The sequence below is a fragment of the Brumicola pallidula DSM 14239 = ACAM 615 genome (genome assembly GCF_000428905.1).
Taxonomy (GTDB): domain Bacteria; phylum Pseudomonadota; class Gammaproteobacteria; order Enterobacterales; family Alteromonadaceae; genus Glaciecola; species Glaciecola pallidula.
The window spans coordinates 487872-509024 of record NZ_KE386814.1 but is presented as its reverse complement, the minus strand read 5'-3'; the positions used below and the strand labels follow the sequence as shown (position 1 = coordinate 509024).

Sequence of the window (21153 nt, the reverse complement as noted above, 5' to 3'; positions counted from 1 at the left end):
TAAAATCACAACACTAACCAATCAAAAAATATGCTGACTCAGATTTTAAAAAGCTACGAACTAGATCATGTAAACGCATTGCTAGCACAAGTAGCGAATTCAGATGACAGTGTATTTTTAAGTCAGTTTTGGCTGATACCTTGGCTAAAAACACTGCCTAAAAAACCCCTTTTAATGGTCTGTAAACGTGACTCAAAAGTTACCGGCTTAGCCTTTTGGGGCTGTCAACAGCATTGGCTTGGTGACAGATATTATTTAAATCAAACCGGGGTGCATAGCGAGGATCAAGTTTGGATAGAGCAGAATGATATTATTTGTCGTCCTGATGATCGTCCTGCCGTGCTTGAAGCGATGTTGCAAAAGCTCAGTGAGTTGAGAAATTTTGCAAAAGTGACCGCCCAAACATGCCTCAGTGATCAATGGCAGCATGCTCGGTATTTAGAACCAGAAATCACCTCAGAAACTAATTTTTATGCTGACCTCAAAGTGCCAGGCAATTATCTCGACAGCCTTTCAAAAAATACACGAGCGTCGATTCGACGTTCAAATAAGCTAATTGAAGATAAATTTGGCGCTATTTCTGTCACTATTGCCCAGCAAAGTGAACACCACGACTTATTCAATAAAATAGCCCAATTGCATATCCTTAAATGGGGAACCAGCGAATATGGCAGTGGCTTTACCAATCCAACGTTTGTTCAATTCCATGAACACTTACTGGGCATAAGTGATCACGACTACTCGCAGAAGGCTAAACTACTCACCCTCACAGCAGGCGATTTCATCCTTGGGTATTTATACGTTTTAATTAGTGAGAATCAGATACTGTTTTATTTGTCGGCTATTAACTATGTCGACTTAGGCAATAAATATAAGCCGGGCTTAACCATGCACTTTCATGCAATAGAGCATTTTAAACACCTTGGGTACGACAATTACGACTTTTTAGCCGGCCCGGCAAGATACAAAGAGCAAATGTCGAATAGCTGTTATCCGGTTTACCACATCTCGATGTATAAAAACACGCGTCGCAATAGACTCTTAACAAAGCTAAAATTACTGTTACGACGCTAACACTTGGTCTAAAATATGTTTTAGGCTGATAGTCTAGTTTATCAACTCACGTTATCAAAAAAAATACGTATAGTTTTACAATAAAAATTTATACTCATTGGCGAGAAAATGAGCAAACTCCAAAAGCAGGTGCAGCGTTACAATGATTCATGCGTTTAATTTTGATGGAACAAATGGAGTCCCCACCCCATTTTCAGTTGGGTTGCCGCTACCTAAGGCGACTTTTTGGCCTGAACAAAAATTACAGATAGTCACCGAGGCCGGTTTACCTGTTATTTCGAGTGTGACTGCAATCTCTTTGTGGGATGACAAATCTATTCGGTGGTGTCAAATTGAAGGTTATTCGGACCAAAGCGAAAGTCAAAAGTACTTTGTAACCGTGAGCCAAGCAAGTATCTTCAAAAAACAAGATTGTGCATTTGAAAAAGAAGGCGCCTTCTTTCTTAAATCTAAAGATTTAACGCTTCAAGTGTCCGCCGACACTTTTTTATCAGTGAAACAATTAACTAGCACCGACATTGTGCCACTTGAATTATCCCCAAAATTTTCCTGCAAAGGAGCAGACTCTGTATTCAAGTTGATCAATTCAAGGTTGTTAACCAAAACCAGTTCATGCAACCACCCCCTTTATGCCACGTTAAAACAACAGTATAAAACCCAATTAGATACGCATAAAAAATACCTATACGTGACGGTTGAATACAAGCTTGATTATCCCACCAACAAGCTCAAAATAGCATTGTCTGTGCATAATCCAATGCCACTTATTCAACAAAATGGTCAATGGGATCTGGGTAATGAAAATAGCATTGAGCTCTCTCAATTTGGATTGAAAATAGCATTGCCTAAGAGCGATTTCTCAGTTGCTAATACAGGCGCTAATGTAGATGCTGAAACTCGTGCTGGTGCAGCTACAAATACTAGCGCTGATGCTGACACAAACCATAAAAGCGAAGCATTCAAGCACTTTGAACAATGGGCGTTGCTGGTAAACAACAGTGGTGGTGAAAACTGGTTATCTAAAAATCATATCGATAAAAATGGCGTTGTTCCGCAAAAAGAACGCGGAGCCGTGGTTTTTGAAGTGGAAAACCAGCAAACATATACCTACAGAGAATTAAGACCTTCACTGGCATTTATGATGGCTGATGAAGCGCAAGGCTTTGCTATTCATATTGATAATATGTGGCAAAAGTTTCCTCTGGAAGTAACAGCCATGAGTGGCGAAATGGACATCAATTTTTGTGAAACAAACATCGGTGGTGCTATTGAATTACAACCCGGTGAAATAAAGTTTCATTCGTTGAATATCGCCTTATCACACACGCCGGCGCTAACCAATGCCCATTCACAGCCCCCTATTCTGAAGCTTAACCCTGATATATTTTGCAGCGCCAATACCATTCCGTGGTTAACCCGGTCAATTACCCACAGCCCGTTAACTAACATCGTTAATTTAGGCTTAACGGGAGAAAGAAACTTTTTTGCTAAGCGAGAAGCGGTGGATGAATTTGGCTGGCGAAATTTTGGTGATATTTATGCTGACCATGAAGCAGTAGGATACAAAGGCGATGATATTTTTGTGTCGCACTACAATAATCAGTATGACCCTTTACAGGGTTTTCTAAAACAATGGGTCATTACTGGTGATGCCAAATGGAAGCAATTAGCAGATGACCTCTTTGAACATATTGTTAATATTGACATTTACCATACAAAGCTAGATAAACAGGAATATAATGGCGGTTTTTTTTGGCACACTGACCATTACGTAGAAGCTGAAACGGCGACTCACCGCACTTATTCAAAGCGCCAACAAAAAGGCGTCTACGAAGATCATGCCGGCGGCGGCGGGCCCGGAAGTCATCATTGTTACACCAGTGGTTTGGCCTTGTATTATCAGCTAACTGGAAATGAGAGTGCAAAAAACGCAGTCATCAAATTAGGTAACTGGATCACGTATTTTTTTGAAGGTGACGGTACGTTACTCGGTAGCTTGTTGCAATATCGAAATAGGGCGATTGTTAGAAACCCGCTAACCGGCCGTTACCCCTTAGACCGAGGTGTTGCAAACTACGTCAATGTGCTGCTTGATAGCTATGAACTAACGGCTAACCGCCAGTATGTGAAAAGAGCATCAAGCATCATTACCCAAACATTTCATGCTACCGATATTATTGCTGAGCGAAATTTTGAGGATATTGAAAATACCTGGTACTACATTGTTTTCATGCAGTCGGTTGCCAAGTATTTGTGGATGTGCGAAACCGTTTATGGCATTGATCATGACTATGCCAGCATCAAACAGTCATTTCTACATTACGTTGAATGGATTGCAACGCAGGAACAACCGTATTTAGTTAACCACCAGAAACTTGAATATCCAAATGACACGTGGACAGCCCAGGACCTAAGAAAAATAATGGTACTAAACGTGGCCCTAAATTACGCCGATACACAGCAATTAAAAGACAGTATTGGGCTAAAAATTGATAGCCTAACGCAGTATGTAGAAGACAAGTTATGCAACAGCGACGAAAAAGACTCCACTCGAGTTTTAGCCTTAATAATGCAAAACAATATTGGCGATATTAGTCAAATTGGCATTACTAATAATGCCATGTTAGAGGTGAGTATTGAACATAGCACCACCCCCTTTAGCTTTGCCCGCTTCGCTTGGGGTTTTATAAAAAATTACTCGTTAACTAAAGAATTGAGGCACCTACTTATTCGCTTTCCTCAATTGAGGCTCAAATAATGCAACGGACAGCACAGCGTTGCAGTTTCATCATCCCTCATTTAGGCAGGGAGAATATGTTAATTGATACCCTCAGCTCAATTAGCCTGTTAGACAATACTGCAATTGATATTGATATAGAAGTGATCATCGTCACAAAAAACCAGGCGCTGCATTTCGATGTTGCCGCATTGTCTAATAACATGACCATACACATTGTTTATGCGCCGCAGCAGGTGACGATATCAGCGCAACGAAACTTAGGCTTTGCAAAGGCCAGCGGAAATTTAATCGCATTTTTAGATGCCGACATTAGCCTTGCCAGCAATTGGCTAACCGCGCTACGCCCATTGTTAACGGCGCAAACAAAGTTGGTTAGTGCAGTGCAAGTGGCCTCTGAACATGCTAGCCCACTTGAAATACTAAGAACCGAATTAAGTAACGCCAACGTCGATTGTCACGTCGAGTTTTTACCCGGCCGAAATTTACTCATGACCCGCGACACATTTATCACTTCCGGCGGCTTTCCTGAGCACCTAGTGACTTGCGAAGACTATGTTTTCACACAAAAAGTAGGTGAACAAGGCAAGTTATTTTATTCCACCGCGAGTGACTATGTTCACCTTGGTGAAGACAAAGAATTTATTGAAATGGCGAAAAAAGAAGTGTGGCGCGGGCAATCAAATTTAGCCTCGCTAAAAGGAAGAGATATCGGGTTGGCCGAGTATCCAAGCTTTATTGCACCACCGGTGTTTTCCTTTGGGCTGCTATTTGGACTGCTGTTTTTTGTTTTAGGACACAGTGTATTAGCCCTATTATGCATGGTCGCCAGCATTGGTGTGCTATCGCTGTATGTACTAAGATTAGTCAAGCTAGCATCACCTGCGCTTTCAACAGTGACTATTATTAAATTTTACGGTCTGTATTTTCCCGCGCGAACTTGGGGTACAATTTTAGGCTTAATCAAACCCATAAGAACGAGTAGCCACAGTTGATTAATACGTCACGCAAGATGCATATATTACAGTTTATTTGTTCAACCGGATTTTACGGAGCAGAGCGCTGGATACTGGCCCTGTGTAACAATACACAAGACCCTAACGTGACCTATAGCTTGGCGGTTACCGATGAAGTGGCATCAAAAAACCTTGAAATAGCAGCCCATTTCAGACGTGATTGCGGTGATGTATTTGAGCTACCCATGGCGCATAAATTTGATTACAAAGCGGTGTCTGCGTTAGCTAATTATATTACAACGAATAAGATTGATGCGGTGCACACACATGGTTATAAATCAGATGTGCTTGGCGTATTGGCAGCAAAAAAGGCCGGTGTGCCGGTTCTTGTGACTCCGCATGGTTTTGAAAACGCAAAAGACATTAAGCTTCGGCTGTTTATCTGGTTAGGCTGCCAAGCCATGAAGTTTGCTGATCATGTGGTTCCTTTATCACCGCAATTAGTGGAAGATTGTAAACAATACTCGATTAAAGAACCGCAATTAGTCTATATTCAAAATGGCGTGGATTTATCCGAAGTTGAAAAATTCAAAAACAAACCGGTGGCATCAAGCAAAACCAAAAGGCGCATTGGTTTTATAGGTCAAATGATCAGTCGTAAAAACATCCTTGATTTACTTGATGTGTTTGATGAACTGCACAAGACAATGGAGAATATTGAACTTGTGTTATTAGGTGATGGCGATTCGCGCGCCTCACTTGAACAGCATACGCAAACACTAGCGTCAAAAGATGACATTCATTTTTTAGGTTATCGCGATGATCGACTAGACTACTTAAAGAGCTTTGATTTATTCGTGATGACATCGACATTAGAAGGTATACCGCGTTGTTTGATGGAAGCCTGCGCAATGGAAACCCCCGTTGCTGCTTATGACATTGCCGGTATCGATCAGTTGATCACTCACGAACACACAGGTCTGTTAGCCCCCTTAGGCGATAAAGCCGCCTTATTATTAGCTTGGGAAAAGATCTTACAAGATAAAGATTACGCGAGCCAGCTAGGTAAAAATGCCTGCGACTACGTTAATGAACATTATTCAGCTAAAAGAATGGCCGATGAATATGTCGCTTTATTTAATGAAGTGTTGGATAACAAGGAAGTTAGCCTTTGAAAAACAAACCTGAATTAGTCTTTATACTCACCGTCGATACCGAAGAAGAATGGGATTGGGACGGCCCGTTCCCAGAAAAAGACTTTTCAGTGAAAAATTTAGTTCAAATACCGGCATTTCAGTCGTTTTGTGACGAGCACGGCATTCGCCCCTGCTATTTTGTCGATTACGCTGCAGCCAAAGGCGCTATCGAAAATAAAGTATTTGAGAATGCGATAAAGCAAAATACCTGCGAACTGGGTGCCCATTTGCACCCATGGGCAAACCCGCCATATTTTGATAAGCCCAATGAAGCCAATTCACATGTAGTTAATCTGCCTATTGAGCAAGTAGAAGCCAAGCTGGATGAATTAGTCTCGGTTTTTGTGACAGAATTTGATTATCAACCAAGCTCATTTAGAACGGGGCGTTGGGGTATTTCAGAAGCGATTATGCAACTATTGTGGTCGCGCGGCTTTACGGTTGATTCCAGCGTATATCCGTATTATTCAAATGAGTTTTTCAGCTGCCAAGGCTCGCCTATTGGGGCTTACTGGCCCGATACCAGCAACGTTCTCAAAGCTGGCGAGCAGCGCAATATAATGGAAATACAAGCGAGTGTCGGTTTTAATAGAAAGTACTTTTCATTAGCCAATGCAGTTCATCAGGCAGCAGAATCAGCGCCGCTGAAGTACGTAAAAACCGTTAGCATGCTTTGGCATTCTGCTATGCTCAGAAAAATTTACATGAGCCCAGAAGTAATGGAAGCCCAAGATATGGTTGCACTTGCCCGCAAGATGCATGAAAACGGCTCGCCTTACATTAATATGTTTTTTCATAGCTCAAACCTGATCGCTAATGGGACCGGCTTTTTTAATGTTGAAGACCCCTTTGAAGTCATTTGTTCTCGGATAAGTCAGGTGATCAACCTACTTTCTGAGGACTACACTTTGAATTTCATGACATTAAAAGAAGCCCAAGTCTACTTTTCACAAAATCCAACGATATTAAATACACATGACTATTGTTACAAAACTTAACCGTAATGACCGCCACCTTTGGGACCAATACGTAAGCGCCTGCGCAAAAACAACACCCTACCATCGGTTTGCTTGGGGCCAGGCGATAGAAAAAAGCTATGGTTTTGAAGCCATTTATGTCGGCGCCTTTTACTACGATAACTTGGTTGGGGTGATGCCATTAATTAGGATGGGCGTGCCGCTCAGACAAAAAAGCTTAATATCGCTTCCCTACTGCGATGGTGCCGGCGCTATTGCCGACAACCAAGAGGCGCTAGACGCGTTGATAGCTTTTGCTAACAATGACATAGCCAAGGACACTCAAGAGCCTGTTGAGTTGCGCAATGCCGACACCACCACGGTAGACCCTGATACTTTAGCGGATGGCCAAAAAGTCAGGATGCTGCTGAGTCTTGCGGCTACCCCCGACGAACAGATGGCCAACTTTAAATCAAAATTACGCAGCCAAATTCGCAAAGCAGAAAAAAACGGCCTGACGTCAAAGGTCATTGAGTATAACGACACGGATGATTTTGCAAAGCATGTGGATGAATTCTATGCGGTTTTCGCTGGCAATATGCATTCACTGGGCTCACCCGTTCATTCCAAAGCCTGGTTTATGGCAGTGCTGAGTGGATATGCAAATAATGCTTACATGGTGCTGGTATATAAAGACGAGACAGTGGTTGGTGGCGGTATTGTGTTGCTTAACAACAACACCGCATCAATGCCATGGGCGTCAACTAACGCACAGTACAATCGACTCGCCCCCAACATGCTGTTGTATTGGACCGTGCTGAGTGAAGCGATAACTAAAGGTGCCCAAGTATTCGACTTTGGGCGCTCAACGTTAAACGAAGGTACCTACAACTTTAAAAAACAATGGGGAAGCCAACCCGCGTCATTAAATTGGGCTAGGTATGAAAATGGTAACTTGGTTGAAGTAGTGGATTTAGGGAAGTCGACAGCGAGAGAGCTGCTTGAAACTATTTGGCAAAAGCTGCCGCTGTGGCTAGTTAATTATGTTGGGCCGAAGGTTCGGAAGTTTGTGAGTTTGTGATGAATACGCTTATCTGATAACCGCATGTTTTTAATATCAAAATCGGCACGTTATTTTCTAGTATCGATGAAATCGACGTAAACCCTAGTTCAAGGTCATAGCAAAGGTAAATGAATGAACCAGCATAAAAAAAACATTCTGCACATAACCTATGATATGCGCATAGGCGGCACAGAAATGGTTATCAAGAACATAATAGAAGGCAGCGATAATTCTGTTTGTATGTCTATATTTTGTATTGAAGAACCACTGGGGCCGTGGGGCCAAGATTTACAACAGGCTGGGATTAAAGTAAGCACATTTGCAAGAAAAGACGGATTTGATACCTCACTGATAAGCGCTATTAAAAAGCATGTTAAACAACACAATATTGATATTGTGCATTGCCATCAATATACCCCCTGGGTTTATGGCGCGCTTGCGGTTATAGGCTTATCCACAAAAGTCATTTTTACCGAACATGGGCGCTTTTATCCGGATTCCAGTAACTGGAAGCGACGATTTGTTAATCCGTTGTTGGCGATGATGACACACAGATTAACAGCTATTTCCGAAGCGACAAAACAAGCTTTAATAAAGTATGAGTTTCTTACGGCTGGTAAAATTGACGTGATTTATAATGGTATTAAAGGGCTTGAATTCAACGAAAGTGCGGCATTAGATATAAAAACTAGACTAAACATTCAAACAGACGATATTGTGTTTGGCACCATTGCGCGACTCGACCCGATTAAGAATCATAGTATGATGCTAAAGGCATTTGCTGAAGTCACTAAGAAAAACCCAAAAACCAAACTTATTATTGTCGGTGATGGCGAGTTAATGCCGGCATTGAAATTACTTATTCAAACACTTGATATAGAAGACAGTGTTATACTTACTGGGTATATACCGTATCCAAAAGACTATTTAGCTATTTTTGATATTTTTTTGTTATCGAGCTTAAGTGAAGGCACCTCAATGACTCTTTTAGAAGCCATGTCGCTCGCTAAGCCGTGCATTGTGACAGACGCTGGGGGCAATAAAGAGATCGTTACGCATGGCGAGACTGGGTTAGTTACGGATAATGATAATATGCTACAATTTGCCGATGCTATGCTTGCACTTGCGAACGACAAGAACACCAGAGAGCGATACGGGCAAAACGCGCGAGTGGTCTTTGATGAGAAGTATGATGTTAGGCATCTGTCTGCAGCGTATGCAAATATTTATGATCACTAAATGCTACGCATTATCTTATTCTTGATAGGAAAGTTACCAGTTCAGTGCAGCGAAGACTGTGGTGGCAAAAAGGTGAGTTCAATATGAAATTGGCTTTTAAAGCGTGTTTATCGTTTATATTAATAAGCAGTATCGGGTTAATGCTGCTTAATTTTTATGGATTAACACAAGACCTTCGTCCAAAGAATTTGACTCCCGACGTGCTCAGATTCGGTGACAGAGATGTGTTGCTTAGTAAACAAAACTTCTTTCAATTGGTCGAGAAAACCGCACAAGAAACGCCTCTAGAATATGCAAAACGAGTAACCAAAGTGATTGCTGATGGCACGGCCCATCTGGATTGGGAAACATATGATCCTGTTGCTTTTCATCAATTAGTGCCTGCATGGGAAAACTGGATCCTATTTTTGATGGGTAAATATTCAGGTATACCAGAATACGAACGCTACCACTTCTCAAACCCCTACAAAAGCGTAGAACGGGGCATTGGAATATGTGGCGATGCTTCGATTTTAATGAGTCAGATGCTAGAAAAAAATGGCATTGAAGCAGACATATTGACCTTTCCAGGACATGTAGTCGTTACCGCCAATATTGATGACCAGCAGTTCATATTTGATGCTGATTTTGGTGTCGTAATACCAACTTCAGCAGAGCAATTAAACCAGGACGTTGGGATTATTAAAGGACTATATTCAGGCCAAGGGCACCCTGAAAGTGATGATCGTTTTTTTCAATACACTTACTCGAAGCCTTTTCAAGTATGGGACGGCCCTGAGCATTTTATAACTAAAAAATTCTATTTTGAAAAGTTTGCTTATGTTGCGAAGTGGCTTTTGCCAGTTTTGGGCTTGTTGCTGTGTTTATTTAACATAAGGAAAAAACGCCTCGGTTAATTGTGATAAACTACTTAAGAAGTAATTATTATTGCAATATATACGTTAAACAAACAAAACAATTCTTTATTAAATTAATCAATTACATCGAACATTCCCTTACACTCCGCTTTCAATCGTAAAATAAACCGTATCTAATATTTTTTCTTTTTTCAGCCGTTTTATATATAAATTTTTATACTATTAACTAGGAACATATAACCCTGTGCCCATTCATTTCATTATCATCCATCTCTGACCCACGCGCGGATCCAAACGCGACATGAGTAGAAGCATTTGCATTCATATTGGAAATTAATGGGGAATTTCGTGAGACTAATTAACATCACTTTTATATTATCAACTCTAGTCTTAATAAGCGCTTGTGGCGGAGGTGGCACCGGGGACGTTGCCACAGAATCTCCACCGGCGGCGACGCCGCCCGCAATCGTGAACGAATACAGCGTTAGTGGCACTGTATCGGGCCTTGTTGCTTCCAACCTTGTAATACAGAGCAATTTAGCTGACGAAATCACAATTGATGCAGATGGCAGTTTTGTTTTCCCTACAGATTTTGAGAACGGAACGAATTACGAGGTAGTAATTACACTTCAGCCTCAAACCCAGACTTGCACCTTAAATAATGCTAGTGGTCAAGTTTCCAATCAAAATGTGACTGATGTTGCTATAAATTGTGTCGGTAATACGCCACCTCCGCCGCCTCCAGTCGAGAGCGAATATAATATTAGTGGCAGTGTGGCAGGCCTCATCGCTTCTCAAGTTGTAATACAAAGTAACCTAGGCGACGAAATAATAATTGAAACTGACGGTGGTTTTGTTTTTCCTACTGCGTTCGAGAATGGAACGAATTACCAAGTACTAATTGCAATTCAGCCTGAAGCCCAAACTTGCAGCATAAGTAATGCTAATGGCCAAGTTGCGGATGAAGATGTGACTAACGTATCTATAATCTGTGAGAATAATGCGCCAGCGCCAGCACCGCCTCCGCCGCCACCTACACCTCCCCCATCCGCAAGTTATAGCGTCAGTGGAAGTGTAACAGGCCTTGTCACTTCTCAACTTGTGATACAAAGCAACTTAGCCGAAGAAATCACGATTGATGTAGATGGTAGTTTTGTTTTCACCACAGATTTCCCAAGTGGCTCAGATTACGAAGTGATTGTTGCACTTCAACCTCAAACATTAACTTGCAGTGTAAGCAATGCTGCTGGACAAGTTTTGAATGACAATGTGACCAATGTAGCGATTAATTGTGAAGAAACGGCTTACGATATCGTTTATGTCAGGTATCCAAACGAGAGCGATGAGGATCAATTTATAAATATACCGCAGGGTGAACATGCTTATGATATCGCTGCTGGTGCGGATTTAATGTTATTAAAAAGTGACGGTAGTGAAGTCCTGCTGGTAGATTGTGAGCAATGTAGTGTCATGGACCCTTTTATATCATTTGATGGCAAAACGGTTTATTACTCTTTGATAGAAGAACCGACAATCGAATCTGCCAGTTGGATTTATAAAATTAACCTTAGTGAGGGTAATTATGAACCTATACGTTTGACTTTTAATGATGGCTTTGATTCTTCACTGTACTCTAACAATAATACACCAGAACATGATCAAGGAAGTGTCAGAGGTATTCGCGACATGGCTCCAGCTCCTCTTGCTGATGGGCGTATTGTTTTTACCTCGAATCGTTCTGCACTAACAGCGTTTCGGGCACACACCAACGCTATTGTAAAAGGCAGTGTCCAACAACTTTATGTAATAGATGATCACGACGGGACAGCAAGTACTAAAGAATTGTCTAATTTGCGTTTACTTGAAACTGGCAATTTACATTTAGTGCAGCATCCGTTTCAACTTAAAGATGGACGGATTATGTTCTCTACGTGGCAGGATGCAGGAACTAAATTTAGTTATGCCATGACGACATTGTTTACGATCTACCCTGATGGTACGAATTTAATGCAATTTACCGAACCTCATGACCATCATAAAAATGTAGATCATTTTGCAACGCAACTAGCGGAAGGAAGTATTGTTTCAGGGTACTACTACCCTTCATTTGATTATGGCTTTGGTCTATTAATGAAATATCCCATTGAGTCAGAGGGCCCAGACTTTTTACGCGGATCTTCCGATGCAACATACACTCATAGTCAACAAGGTAGAATTAGCTTTCGAGAGTTTGACAGAAAGGGAACTGAAAGCATAACTCCGCATACCACAGGTAAAGACATACCGGCACCAAATTTATCAGGCAAATATTCAATGCCTTCAGCAACTGTTCGTGATGGCTTGTTAGTTGCCTATTCATCTGGCTCAGTGAATCATTTTAACGCTGCATGTAACGGCGCCGTAAATTTGTGTGAGCCATTGAGATCAGGAATTTATTTAATAGAAGATGCCCCTAACGCTAGAGTGACAGATCCTGCATCTTTAATAGCGATAAAAGATGACCCTAATTACAATGAAATTTGGCCGCGAGTTGTTGCCAGCTACTACGATATACACGGCCAAGAAAAGCCTGATATCATCGAGTATGACGCGTTGGATAACAGATTAAACATAGGTGAAGCAGCTGGATTAGTAGGCTCTTCGTCGATGCTGAACAGAGAACCTCTAAATGAAGGTGCTCCGGATCCATTTAAGCCAAGCATTAAGCGTGAATTAAATGACGGTAACTGGAAAATCGAAGGGGCCGAAGCAGGAGTAGTTACTGATGCAGATATTTACGGTGTGCGAATTGTTGTATCCCCCCCGATACCTTTTACTAAGCCAATTCGTAAAGGTCGTAACAGAGGTGATTGGGACTCTATTGAGCGACATTTAGCAGATACTCGACTTGACGATGTGGTCGCTCGTTATGGCTCTCTTCATAGTGAAAGATGGGAAATACTAGGCGAGTTTCCATTGACTCATACTGACGTCATAGATGCACAAGGTAATCCTGATACTTCATGGGTAGCAAAAGTGCCTGCTGATACGCCATTTTTTATTCAAACCTTAGATGCTAATGGAATGACTGTTATTAGCGAGTTGACATGGAGGGGAGTGAAGTCAGGCGAAACAAGGACAGATTGTGGTGGTTGTCATGCACATTCAATTGAGCCTTTGGATTTTGCTACCACTCAAGCTGGATTAGGTACGCCTATTTCTAATGTAGCGAATTTAGATCTTTCTGACCCTATTATTCAAGAAGGTTTGTGGGATTTGACGCAAGGAGAAATTCCATTATTTGCTGATACTGGTATTGAGAAGCAAACTGGATACTCTTATGGCGTTGAATTTACTCGTGATATTTTACCCGTAATTAATGCCAATTGTGTGTCCTGCCACACTGCCAATACCAATGCATTAGTATTAGATGGAAGTGACAATTTAGTTGATGCATATAGTGCAATAACAGACAATAGTGAAAAAATTTACAAATCACCGCAAGTCAGCAAATACTTGCGTGTACCGCAAGCGCGACAAAGTCTACTAACTTGGATTGTTTGGGGTGAGCGTTTAGATGGCAGACAAAATAGTGACAGAGACGATGATGTAGATTATCCATCAAATCATCCAACAATGTCACTAACCGACTTGGAAAAAAGGACTGTCGCACGTTGGATTGATTTAGGTGCCCCAATAGATTTCCCTGAATTGAATATGTCTGGTCAAGGCGGCTTTCGCTACACAGATGATTACCAACTGCCTGTAATTAATATTCATCAGCCAAAACGAGGAGAAAACACTGAAAATGAAGCAATCATTGGTTTTTCTGACGCTAAATCTGGCCTAAATTGGAGTAGTTTAGCGATTTCATTCTATCCTGTTGATGAGTCTGAAAATGCACAGAGTATTAGTCAATTTAATCGATCGAACCGGGATGTGATCACTTTTAATTTGCCATCAATGGTAACGAGTAAAAATTATATTTTAAAAGTTGAAATCTTGGATATGGCAGGTAATAAAAACGTTCAAACTACCAAATTCAGCTGGGGCGGCTAAAATACACTAGCGATGTTTCGTTTGCGGTGACTATAAAAATAGCTTGAATTTAGTCACTGCAACTTAATTCTACTCTAAAAATTTTTCGTCAATTGAAAAACTTATTGCGTGTTAGTTCCTAGTTGTCAACGAACAGAGCTGCGGAAACGGCTAAGAGCAAACGCTTTTCAGCAACTTTTATTTTTTGTAAAACAAGAATAGTGTTTGTCTGAGTATTTTTTGTTATTGTCACTTTAATAGTAAAATGGCACAAAAAAATACTAACTTGGTAATTTTGCCATATGGACAGTTTGCTGTTCAACTCCATGAAAAAAAGTGCATTTAATAATATGATGAATAAAGACTTTGATAGAATATCAAACATATGCACGCGGCTAAACTCCCTTAATATCAATATAGAGTTTATATTTTGTTAAAAATTACCGTCTATTTATTACTCCTGTATTCAATTATATCACTGTTTCTTAATCCATGGGTTCCACTATTATTTTATTATCTAAACGGAATTATGCAACCACAATTTATATGGCCATGGACATTCCCTGAATTTTCAATTTCAGTATCAAAAATATTAGCAATTGCCAGTATATTAGCGCTTATGAAATCGATGATTTCAGGGCAAGTCGATTTTGCAATTTATAAATCAAAGCAAAATTTAGCGTTGGTAACGATGTGGATATTAATGCATATATCGGACTCATTGAGTCCTTTCCCTAATTACTTTGCAGGCGTTAAATCCGAAATTGTTCTTAGTGCAATGAACACAATTGTTATACTTTATTTTGTTGGTTTGGGTATTTTAAGTAACCAAGCAATGTATGAAAAAGCGTTTAAAAATCTTTGTATTATGTTTGCTTTTATAACTGTTTATTACGTTTATTGGGCTAATGACATGTATTTTAGTAATCGGTGGGATATGTTCACTGATGGTCGCTTGAACAGTCCAAGAGGCACGAGTATTGGTGATCAAAATGCCCTTTCTGCTTTGGTAATAATGGGTATGCCTTTTTTCCTCATTGGCTACTTTTATGTAAAGAATAAAATGCTCAAATTATTTTGTTTAGCATTGATTCCAATTTTATGGCACTCAATATTTTTATTTGGGTCCAGAGGAGCAATGATTGCGTTGGCGGTAACTACGTTTGCCACCCTAAGAATGCTTGGTTCACATAAAGTCGAGGGGTTAAATGCTCTAAATTTTAAACATGTGGGACTATTTAAGCAATTCATTTTAGTTGGCTTTGTTGCCGCTGCTCTTACTCAAGGTGGTATTATGCTCAGTAGGACTAGCGATACTGCTGACAAAGCTAGACAACAAACAGAAGAGCCACTGAATCCTCGGCTAGTATCTTGGATGGTAGGCAAAAAATTAATCTTAGAGTATCCTCTATTAGGTGCAGGTCCTCAACGTTTCCAAATGGCCTCAATGCAGTTATTTCCCGGAGAATCTGTTCATGTTGCTCACAATACATTTATCAATTTTTCAGCAAATACAGGTTTGCCTGTCGGCTTACTATTTTTATCAATGTTCTGGTTTAACTATAAGAATTTTCAATATTGTAAGAAAAATAAAATTGAAAAGTACCCAATTCTTGATTTTGTTGATAAAAGTTGTGCTTGTGCATTAATAGCGTATTTTGTTGCTGCGTTATTTTTGGATATGATTATATTTGAAGCGTTTTATTTTATTCTTATGTTAAATTTAGCTAAGCGGTTTGTTTTTGAAAAAGAACTAAAACTAGCCGCTTCCGTTGAAAATATAGATAGGCGAGAGACAATAGAAAGTGCTGAAGTTCAACACTTCACTCGTTAAACAGAGTCTAAAATGACCTAGATACTTTTTTATCGAAAAATCTTGACCAATATATGCTTAAACCTATTTTATAATCGATACTTATTAGCTTGATATACATCCATATATAGATTTTCAAACTTTGAAATAAAAACAAATTTGTTAAACTGTTCTACGACGTTTTCACGCGCGGCTAATGCTAGCTGCTCACATTTTTTTGGATTACCTAGTAACAACTCTATTGCTTCCGCAAGTTTTTCAGGACTATATGCAGGTACTAGCAAACCAGTTTTATCATGCTCTATGGCTTCTGGAATGCCGTTAATATCCGTACTCACAATTGCCTTTTGCATCGCCATAGCTTCTAAAATTGCTATTGGAAAAGCCTCTTGATGCGATGCACAAACGACTATGTCAAGTGCATCTATCCGGCTTAGTACATCAGGCACTTGTCCATGGAATGTCGTAATTCCTGTTAAACCAAGATCATTGGCCTTTGCTTTTAGATAGACTTCGCGGGGCTCTTCTAGGATATCACCACCAATTATGTGAAAATGTAGATCCTTATGTTTTTTAGATAAAATATAAGCCATGTCAAGGAAGTCATCGTGACCTTTTCGCTCTTGTAAGTTAGCCACAATACCTATATCAATAGAATCTCGCTTTAACCTTTGAGTAGGCATAAAACGCTCTACATCTACACCATTATGGATCGTTTCCAGCCTCATTTTTGGGGTTATTTTCGCGAGATGCCTACCAACATCTTGCTTTAGATCTTCGCTGCAAAATACACTTACATATGGTTTAGGAAGTCTTTTGAGCAACCATGATAGTTGCTCAAAGGAAAACGGAAAGTGATAATGAGAAAGTAATTTTACCCCAGCTAATTTGGCTGCAATTGAAATAGCTCTTGTGCAATATGGATCGGCAGTATGAACGATGTGTATACTGTTTTTTTGCAGCCAATTTTTCCATTTAATAGCTTGTTTAATTGTAACTAATGGATTGGAAATACTCGGTTGCGTTAATGGTAACATTGAAAAACTAATATTGTTTTCATTTGCCCATTCTTTGAGGGGACCGTCTTTTGGACAAACAAGATAGAATTTAAAACATTCAGGGTTTATGTTACTTAATAGCATCTGAGAAACACGTTCTGCTCCACCTATCTTGGCTACACTGTGCACAATCGCCACGTTTATCATTTTCAATATCCTCAGGTTTTCATCTCATGCAAGATACTTTTTTAACCTGTATTCGCAAATAGAATTACATTCTTACGGTGTTTGTCAAACCAGTTGTCGCTTGATTCATTAAATTAATTCGTTATTTACATCCGGGTTTAGCAGAACATTACCTGCTGGTTGCCAGTTTCGCGAATTTCCTGACCATCTACCTGGGTTTTCGTTGCGCTTTGTTTTATAAAGCGACTGTCTTTTCGCTAAAATATTAACGCCTTCACCAATGTGCCTTTGGTGTGGTGTCACGAACTTTATGCCGCTGTGACGATGTTCATAGTTGTACCAATTGACGAACTGTAAAGTCCAACTTCGTGTATGCTCAAGGTCAGAAAACCCTTCTGACGGTCATTTAGGATTGTATTTCACTGTTCTAAACAACGACTCAGAATAAGGGTTATCATTACTAACACTTGGTCTGCTGCGCGAGCCAGCCATGCCTAAATCACACATCTTTGCCTGCATGGTCATGCTTTTCATTGGTGCGCCGTTATCCGAGTGCAGCACTAATGAATCTTTATCGCATTTCTCACTTAATGCGGCGCGTTGAAGCAGCTCTGCCGCCAACTCACCCGTTTCGTTTTCGTGTACTTCCCAGCCGACTATTTTACGGCTGAATATATCTTCAATCATGTATAAATAATAGTGCTGACCTATTACTCTAGTTGCCATATAACTAATGTCCCAGCTCCAGACTTCATTGGCTTTTGACGCCACAAGGCACCGTGGTTTACTGCGCTTTTGGCGCTCGTTTGTGCGGCCTCGATGATGCACCATATTCAGCTTGTGCAATATCCTATAGAAGCTAGATTCAGAGGCAATATATTCGCCTCTATCCGCCAGCATCGGCACAATTTGGCTGGGTGGTAACGATGCAAACTCCTTTTCATTACACACTTCAACTATCGCTAACTCTTCTCCGTTGCTTAATCTATTGAGCGGTACTGGCCGCAATGAACTAGGTCTTTTGTCTTCGACTATTTCACCTGTCTGCTGCCATCGCTGCAAGGTTCTGGCGGTTAAACCAATGGTCTTGCATGCCTCTTCTTGTCTTGCGCCTGCCAACACGGCCTGGGCTATCCAATCGGCGTGTTTCACTCTTTCTACCAATGTGGTTAATCTTCCTCTTTGCCCTCCCAGTAGGCATTGAACTTTTTTCTTAGCACCAATAAGGCGGCTGTCTCAGCAAGTGCTTTTTCCTTTCTGTGTAACTCTCGCTCAAGCGATTTTATGCGTTTCTTGTCCGCTTTTTGCTCTGCACTTGTGCCTGGTCGTCCTCTTTTACTGTGGGTATTTCCAGCAATGCAGGCGTGCTTCCAAGACTTCACTTGCTCAGGATATAGCCCTTTAGTTCGGCAATACTCACTTAACTCAATTTCAGTGAGCGCCAATGTTTCAGCGACAACAGCAAACTTTTCTTCTGCTGACCACTTATCCGCTATTGTTGGTTTAGGCAAACCGCTACCTGCTTGTTTAAATCGCTTTACCCAACTATATATCGTTCCTGAATTTATGCCTTCTTGTTTTGAAAAAGCCAGCACCGACATCTCGGTGCTAAAGAGCTTTGCTAAAATCGCCTCTTTAAATTAAAAAGAGTAGAATTTTAACTTATGCGTTCAAATTAATAGTGTAACCTTCCTCTGCCGATTAAAACATCATCCGAGTATGGCGAATAACCTATCATTCAAAGGCTTAAAAAGAGATAATAGTTGCTGTCTTTTTTTCATCTATTGTATTGCCGCGGTTGGCTCCTTATTCAATTTGCGACTACGAATTTATAATCAAATTTTTAAATTTAACCTAATAAAATTAAAAATTTTATTGACCTCTTCTTCAGGATTTGTCTCGAATTCAATCGACGCTAGCACATGTTTATTTTATTTTATTTTATTTTATTTTATTTTGGGAATATATTGTGCCGTCTCTCTAATTGCTCTGCATATTTAACTTTTCCAGCGTAACTTTAGTATCTGTAAGGGTAATTAAATTCATTAACATCTAGTCTATTGTACCTCGTAGATTCGTTTGCAATTGTATCTCCAAATGACAATTTAGCAAATCCCGCAGTCCGGTCATTATTAAATTGTTAGTGTTACTGAGAATAAGTACTGCTCACAGATTCTTTGAGTATTACTATGATTTATAGCGCGTCAAGCAACTTGACCGGTCGTATTGCCTCATTTAAAAATCAAACTAGTAGTGACAGGCCAATCCTCATCTAGAAGTAGTTTAGTTTATACCTTTGGTAGTGTTGGTCAACATTCTGATTCTGCAACCATGATCTCTCTGAGCTTTTATTCTTGCGATTCTTGATCTTTGCGCCACGCAGCAATCCGTCTTTGCAATGTTCTAATCTGCCCTTTTTTATATTGGTCAGGATATTTTTCCATCAGCCATACAACAATTTCTTTTGCGTTAGTTGCGGGCATTATCTCTAGACGCAATCTAATCTCGTCCCAGCTTTTTTCGAAAAGGTCTGGTCTAGTTCTTTAGTTTCGTGGTGCACTTCGTAAATCTATTTTTTTACTCGTGCGATATTGACGATTTACAATTGACAATTGACAATTGACAATTGACATAATTTTAGATTCATCGATTATTGACGCGCAAATATCTTTTTCGGTGACGACCAGACTCGTGTCGACTTTGGGACTTTTCTTCCACGCATATCACCATAATTCTGTTCTGGTCAAGTCCAACCGGACACTTTCCTAAAGGAATTTTCATATTCAACGGGTGATTGATCGTCGTTCGAAGAATGCAACCGCTCTACGGTCTAATATTTGATATATGCAGCTACATCTTGCTTCATATGCTCTCTCGTTGGTTGCGCAACTTTGAACAACCAATCATGCTTGAAACGGCCGAAAAACCTTTCAAAAACAGCATTGACGCTCCTATGTCAACACTAAGTTAAACACGATAGATCTGAGACTATGATTGGAAACAATTCCCTAGCAATGTAGCGTTAAAGGCAACGCTGTATTTCTTTATTTGATTTGCCTTCTGTAACACGTTTTTCGACATACTTTTTAGTTCTGGCATCAATGCGCATTCGTATTAATGTTACCGTCCATAATGCATTGTTGGCATCTCTTACGCCGCCACGGTTGAGTCTATGTCGTTGTGTTTTGCCAGATGATGCTTCCATTGGACTTACACCGCAAAGTGCAGCAAACGAAGATTCTTTTTTTAGACGCTCAGGGTTATCTCCTGCAGCAACTAACAGCGTTGCCGCCACATATGTACCGACGCCATACTGTTCAATTAGATTAGGCGCGCAAGACGACGTCAGGGCTTTGAGTCGCTTATCAATTATCCGCAGTTCTGCAGCTAATCCTCGCCCTCAACTTAACTATGATGGTTAAATTTTAAACGCGACAGATAGTCTGACAGAGAGGGTTCTTCACACGCTACAATGCATTGAAACGGTCTTGGAACGTAACATTTTTGTCTTATTGCTTCAGGTGCGGTTACTAACAATGCTCTTATTTGATTGATAGTTTGCGTTTCTGATTTTACTGAACTTTTTCGTGCAACCACCATAAATCGTAATGCTTCAACAACGCCGTCATGTGATTTAGGGATGGCAGTTGATTCTTTTGCTAACACAGATCGAGCCGCACTTTCTGCGTCCGTTGGATCTGATTTCCCTCTTAGTCTACGACGTGCTCTATTAGGTCTATTAACCTCATACACATCGACACCTTTATCTTGAAGATATTTGCACAAACCTGCACCGTATGTACCAGTACCTTCGATGCCAGCTTGTTTAACCGCGCCAAATGATCTGCACCACTTAAACAGTGCACTTTATCCAAGCGTGGTGACGGCAACTTCTTTTGTGTCAACGACCTGGCCAATGTTATTCACCAAAACGGCAACGTGTTTTTCAAGATGAGTATCAACGCCTAAAGTAAGCGTTTTAGCATTGCTTTGAATATTCATATTATTATCCTCTAGCAATCAGCTCAGGACTGGACACAGACGATGCAAAAACAATGCTC

General features: G+C 40.4%; 15 protein-coding genes and 2 pseudogenes. 10 read left to right on the top strand and 7 right to left on the bottom strand.

The genetic code is table 11. The annotated features are described in order from the left end of the window. Window positions 1-30 precede the first annotated feature (30 nt). The 10 genes from G399_RS0113085 (at window position 31) to G399_RS0113035 (ending at window position 15929) form a co-directional block, all read left to right on the top strand. The gene (locus G399_RS0113085; protein WP_006013160.1) at window positions 31-1074 is read left to right on the top strand and encodes a GNAT family N-acetyltransferase; all 1044 of its coding nucleotides are present in this window, start codon (window positions 31-33) and stop codon (window positions 1072-1074) included. Between the two features lie 142 nt (window positions 1075-1216). Then, window positions 1217-3832 carry a glycoside hydrolase family protein gene (locus G399_RS20730; RefSeq protein ID WP_051288557.1) on the top strand — a complete coding sequence of 872 codons (2616 nt, stop codon included), beginning with the start codon at window positions 1217-1219 and terminating at the stop codon, window positions 3830-3832. After that, entirely contained in the window at window positions 3832-4806 is a 975-nt protein-coding gene (locus tag G399_RS0113075) for a glycosyltransferase family 2 protein (protein ID WP_081585829.1), read from the top strand. Before G399_RS20730 ends, G399_RS0113075 begins: the two co-directional genes overlap by 1 nt. A gap of 17 nt (window positions 4807-4823) precedes the next feature. Continuing rightward, window positions 4824-5942, top strand: a complete 1119-nt coding sequence (locus tag G399_RS0113070; RefSeq protein WP_026843720.1) for a glycosyltransferase — start codon at window positions 4824-4826, stop codon at window positions 5940-5942. Beyond that, window positions 5939-6961, top strand: coding sequence for a polysaccharide deacetylase family protein (locus tag G399_RS0113065; RefSeq protein ID WP_006013150.1), 1023 nt, complete (start codon window positions 5939-5941; stop codon window positions 6959-6961). The genes G399_RS0113070 and G399_RS0113065 overlap by 4 nt, the downstream gene beginning before the upstream one ends. Continuing rightward, complete coding sequence (locus G399_RS0113060; protein ID WP_006013148.1) at window positions 6939-8000, top strand: FemAB family XrtA/PEP-CTERM system-associated protein; 1062 nt, start codon at window positions 6939-6941, stop codon at window positions 7998-8000. Before G399_RS0113065 ends, G399_RS0113060 begins: the two co-directional genes overlap by 23 nt. Before the next feature lie 114 nt (window positions 8001-8114). Continuing rightward, the gene (locus tag G399_RS0113055; RefSeq protein ID WP_006013146.1) at window positions 8115-9221 is read left to right on the top strand and encodes a glycosyltransferase; all 1107 of its coding nucleotides are present in this window, start codon (window positions 8115-8117) and stop codon (window positions 9219-9221) included. An 83-nt stretch (window positions 9222-9304) separates the two neighbouring features. Beyond that, complete coding sequence (locus G399_RS0113050; protein WP_006013144.1) at window positions 9305-10117, top strand: transglutaminase-like domain-containing protein; 813 nt, start codon at window positions 9305-9307, stop codon at window positions 10115-10117. A gap of 309 nt (window positions 10118-10426) precedes the next feature. Further along, the gene (locus G399_RS20725; protein ID WP_148277441.1) at window positions 10427-14116 is read left to right on the top strand and encodes an HzsA-related protein; all 3690 of its coding nucleotides are present in this window, start codon (window positions 10427-10429) and stop codon (window positions 14114-14116) included. Between the two features lie 409 nt (window positions 14117-14525). Next, window positions 14526-15929, top strand: coding sequence for an O-antigen ligase family protein (locus G399_RS0113035; protein WP_148277440.1), 1404 nt, complete (start codon window positions 14526-14528; stop codon window positions 15927-15929). 68 nt (window positions 15930-15997) lie between these two features. On the opposite strand, the gene G399_RS20720 is transcribed toward G399_RS0113035, so the two are convergent. From G399_RS20720 to G399_RS22780, 7 genes and pseudogenes are all read right to left on the bottom strand, one after another. Next, a complete protein-coding gene (locus tag G399_RS20720) occupies window positions 15998-17113 on the bottom strand; it encodes a glycosyltransferase (protein ID WP_006013131.1) in 1116 nt (371 codons plus the stop codon). Between the two features lie 108 nt (window positions 17114-17221). Then, window positions 17222-18693, bottom strand: a pseudogene (locus tag G399_RS21710) (IS3 family transposase). A 747-nt stretch (window positions 18694-19440) separates the two neighbouring features. Then, complete coding sequence (locus tag G399_RS22055; protein WP_154658921.1) at window positions 19441-19590, bottom strand: hypothetical protein; 150 nt, start codon at window positions 19588-19590, stop codon at window positions 19441-19443. 245 nt (window positions 19591-19835) lie between these two features. Next, window positions 19836-20036: pseudogene (locus G399_RS22050) on the bottom strand (IS3 family transposase); the annotation flags it as partial. A gap of 78 nt (window positions 20037-20114) precedes the next feature. After that, window positions 20115-20414: an IS110 family transposase gene (locus G399_RS21705; RefSeq protein WP_226989000.1), complete on the bottom strand. Its 300-nt coding sequence runs from the start codon at window positions 20412-20414 to the stop codon at window positions 20115-20117. Between the two features lie 83 nt (window positions 20415-20497). Further along, entirely contained in the window at window positions 20498-20953 is a 456-nt protein-coding gene (locus G399_RS21700; RefSeq protein ID WP_081585827.1) for an IS110 family transposase, read from the bottom strand. Window positions 20954-20959: 6 nt separating this feature from the next. After that, entirely contained in the window at window positions 20960-21094 is a 135-nt protein-coding gene (locus G399_RS22780) for a hypothetical protein (RefSeq protein WP_006013122.1), read from the bottom strand. Between the last annotated feature and the right edge of the window lie 59 nt (window positions 21095-21153).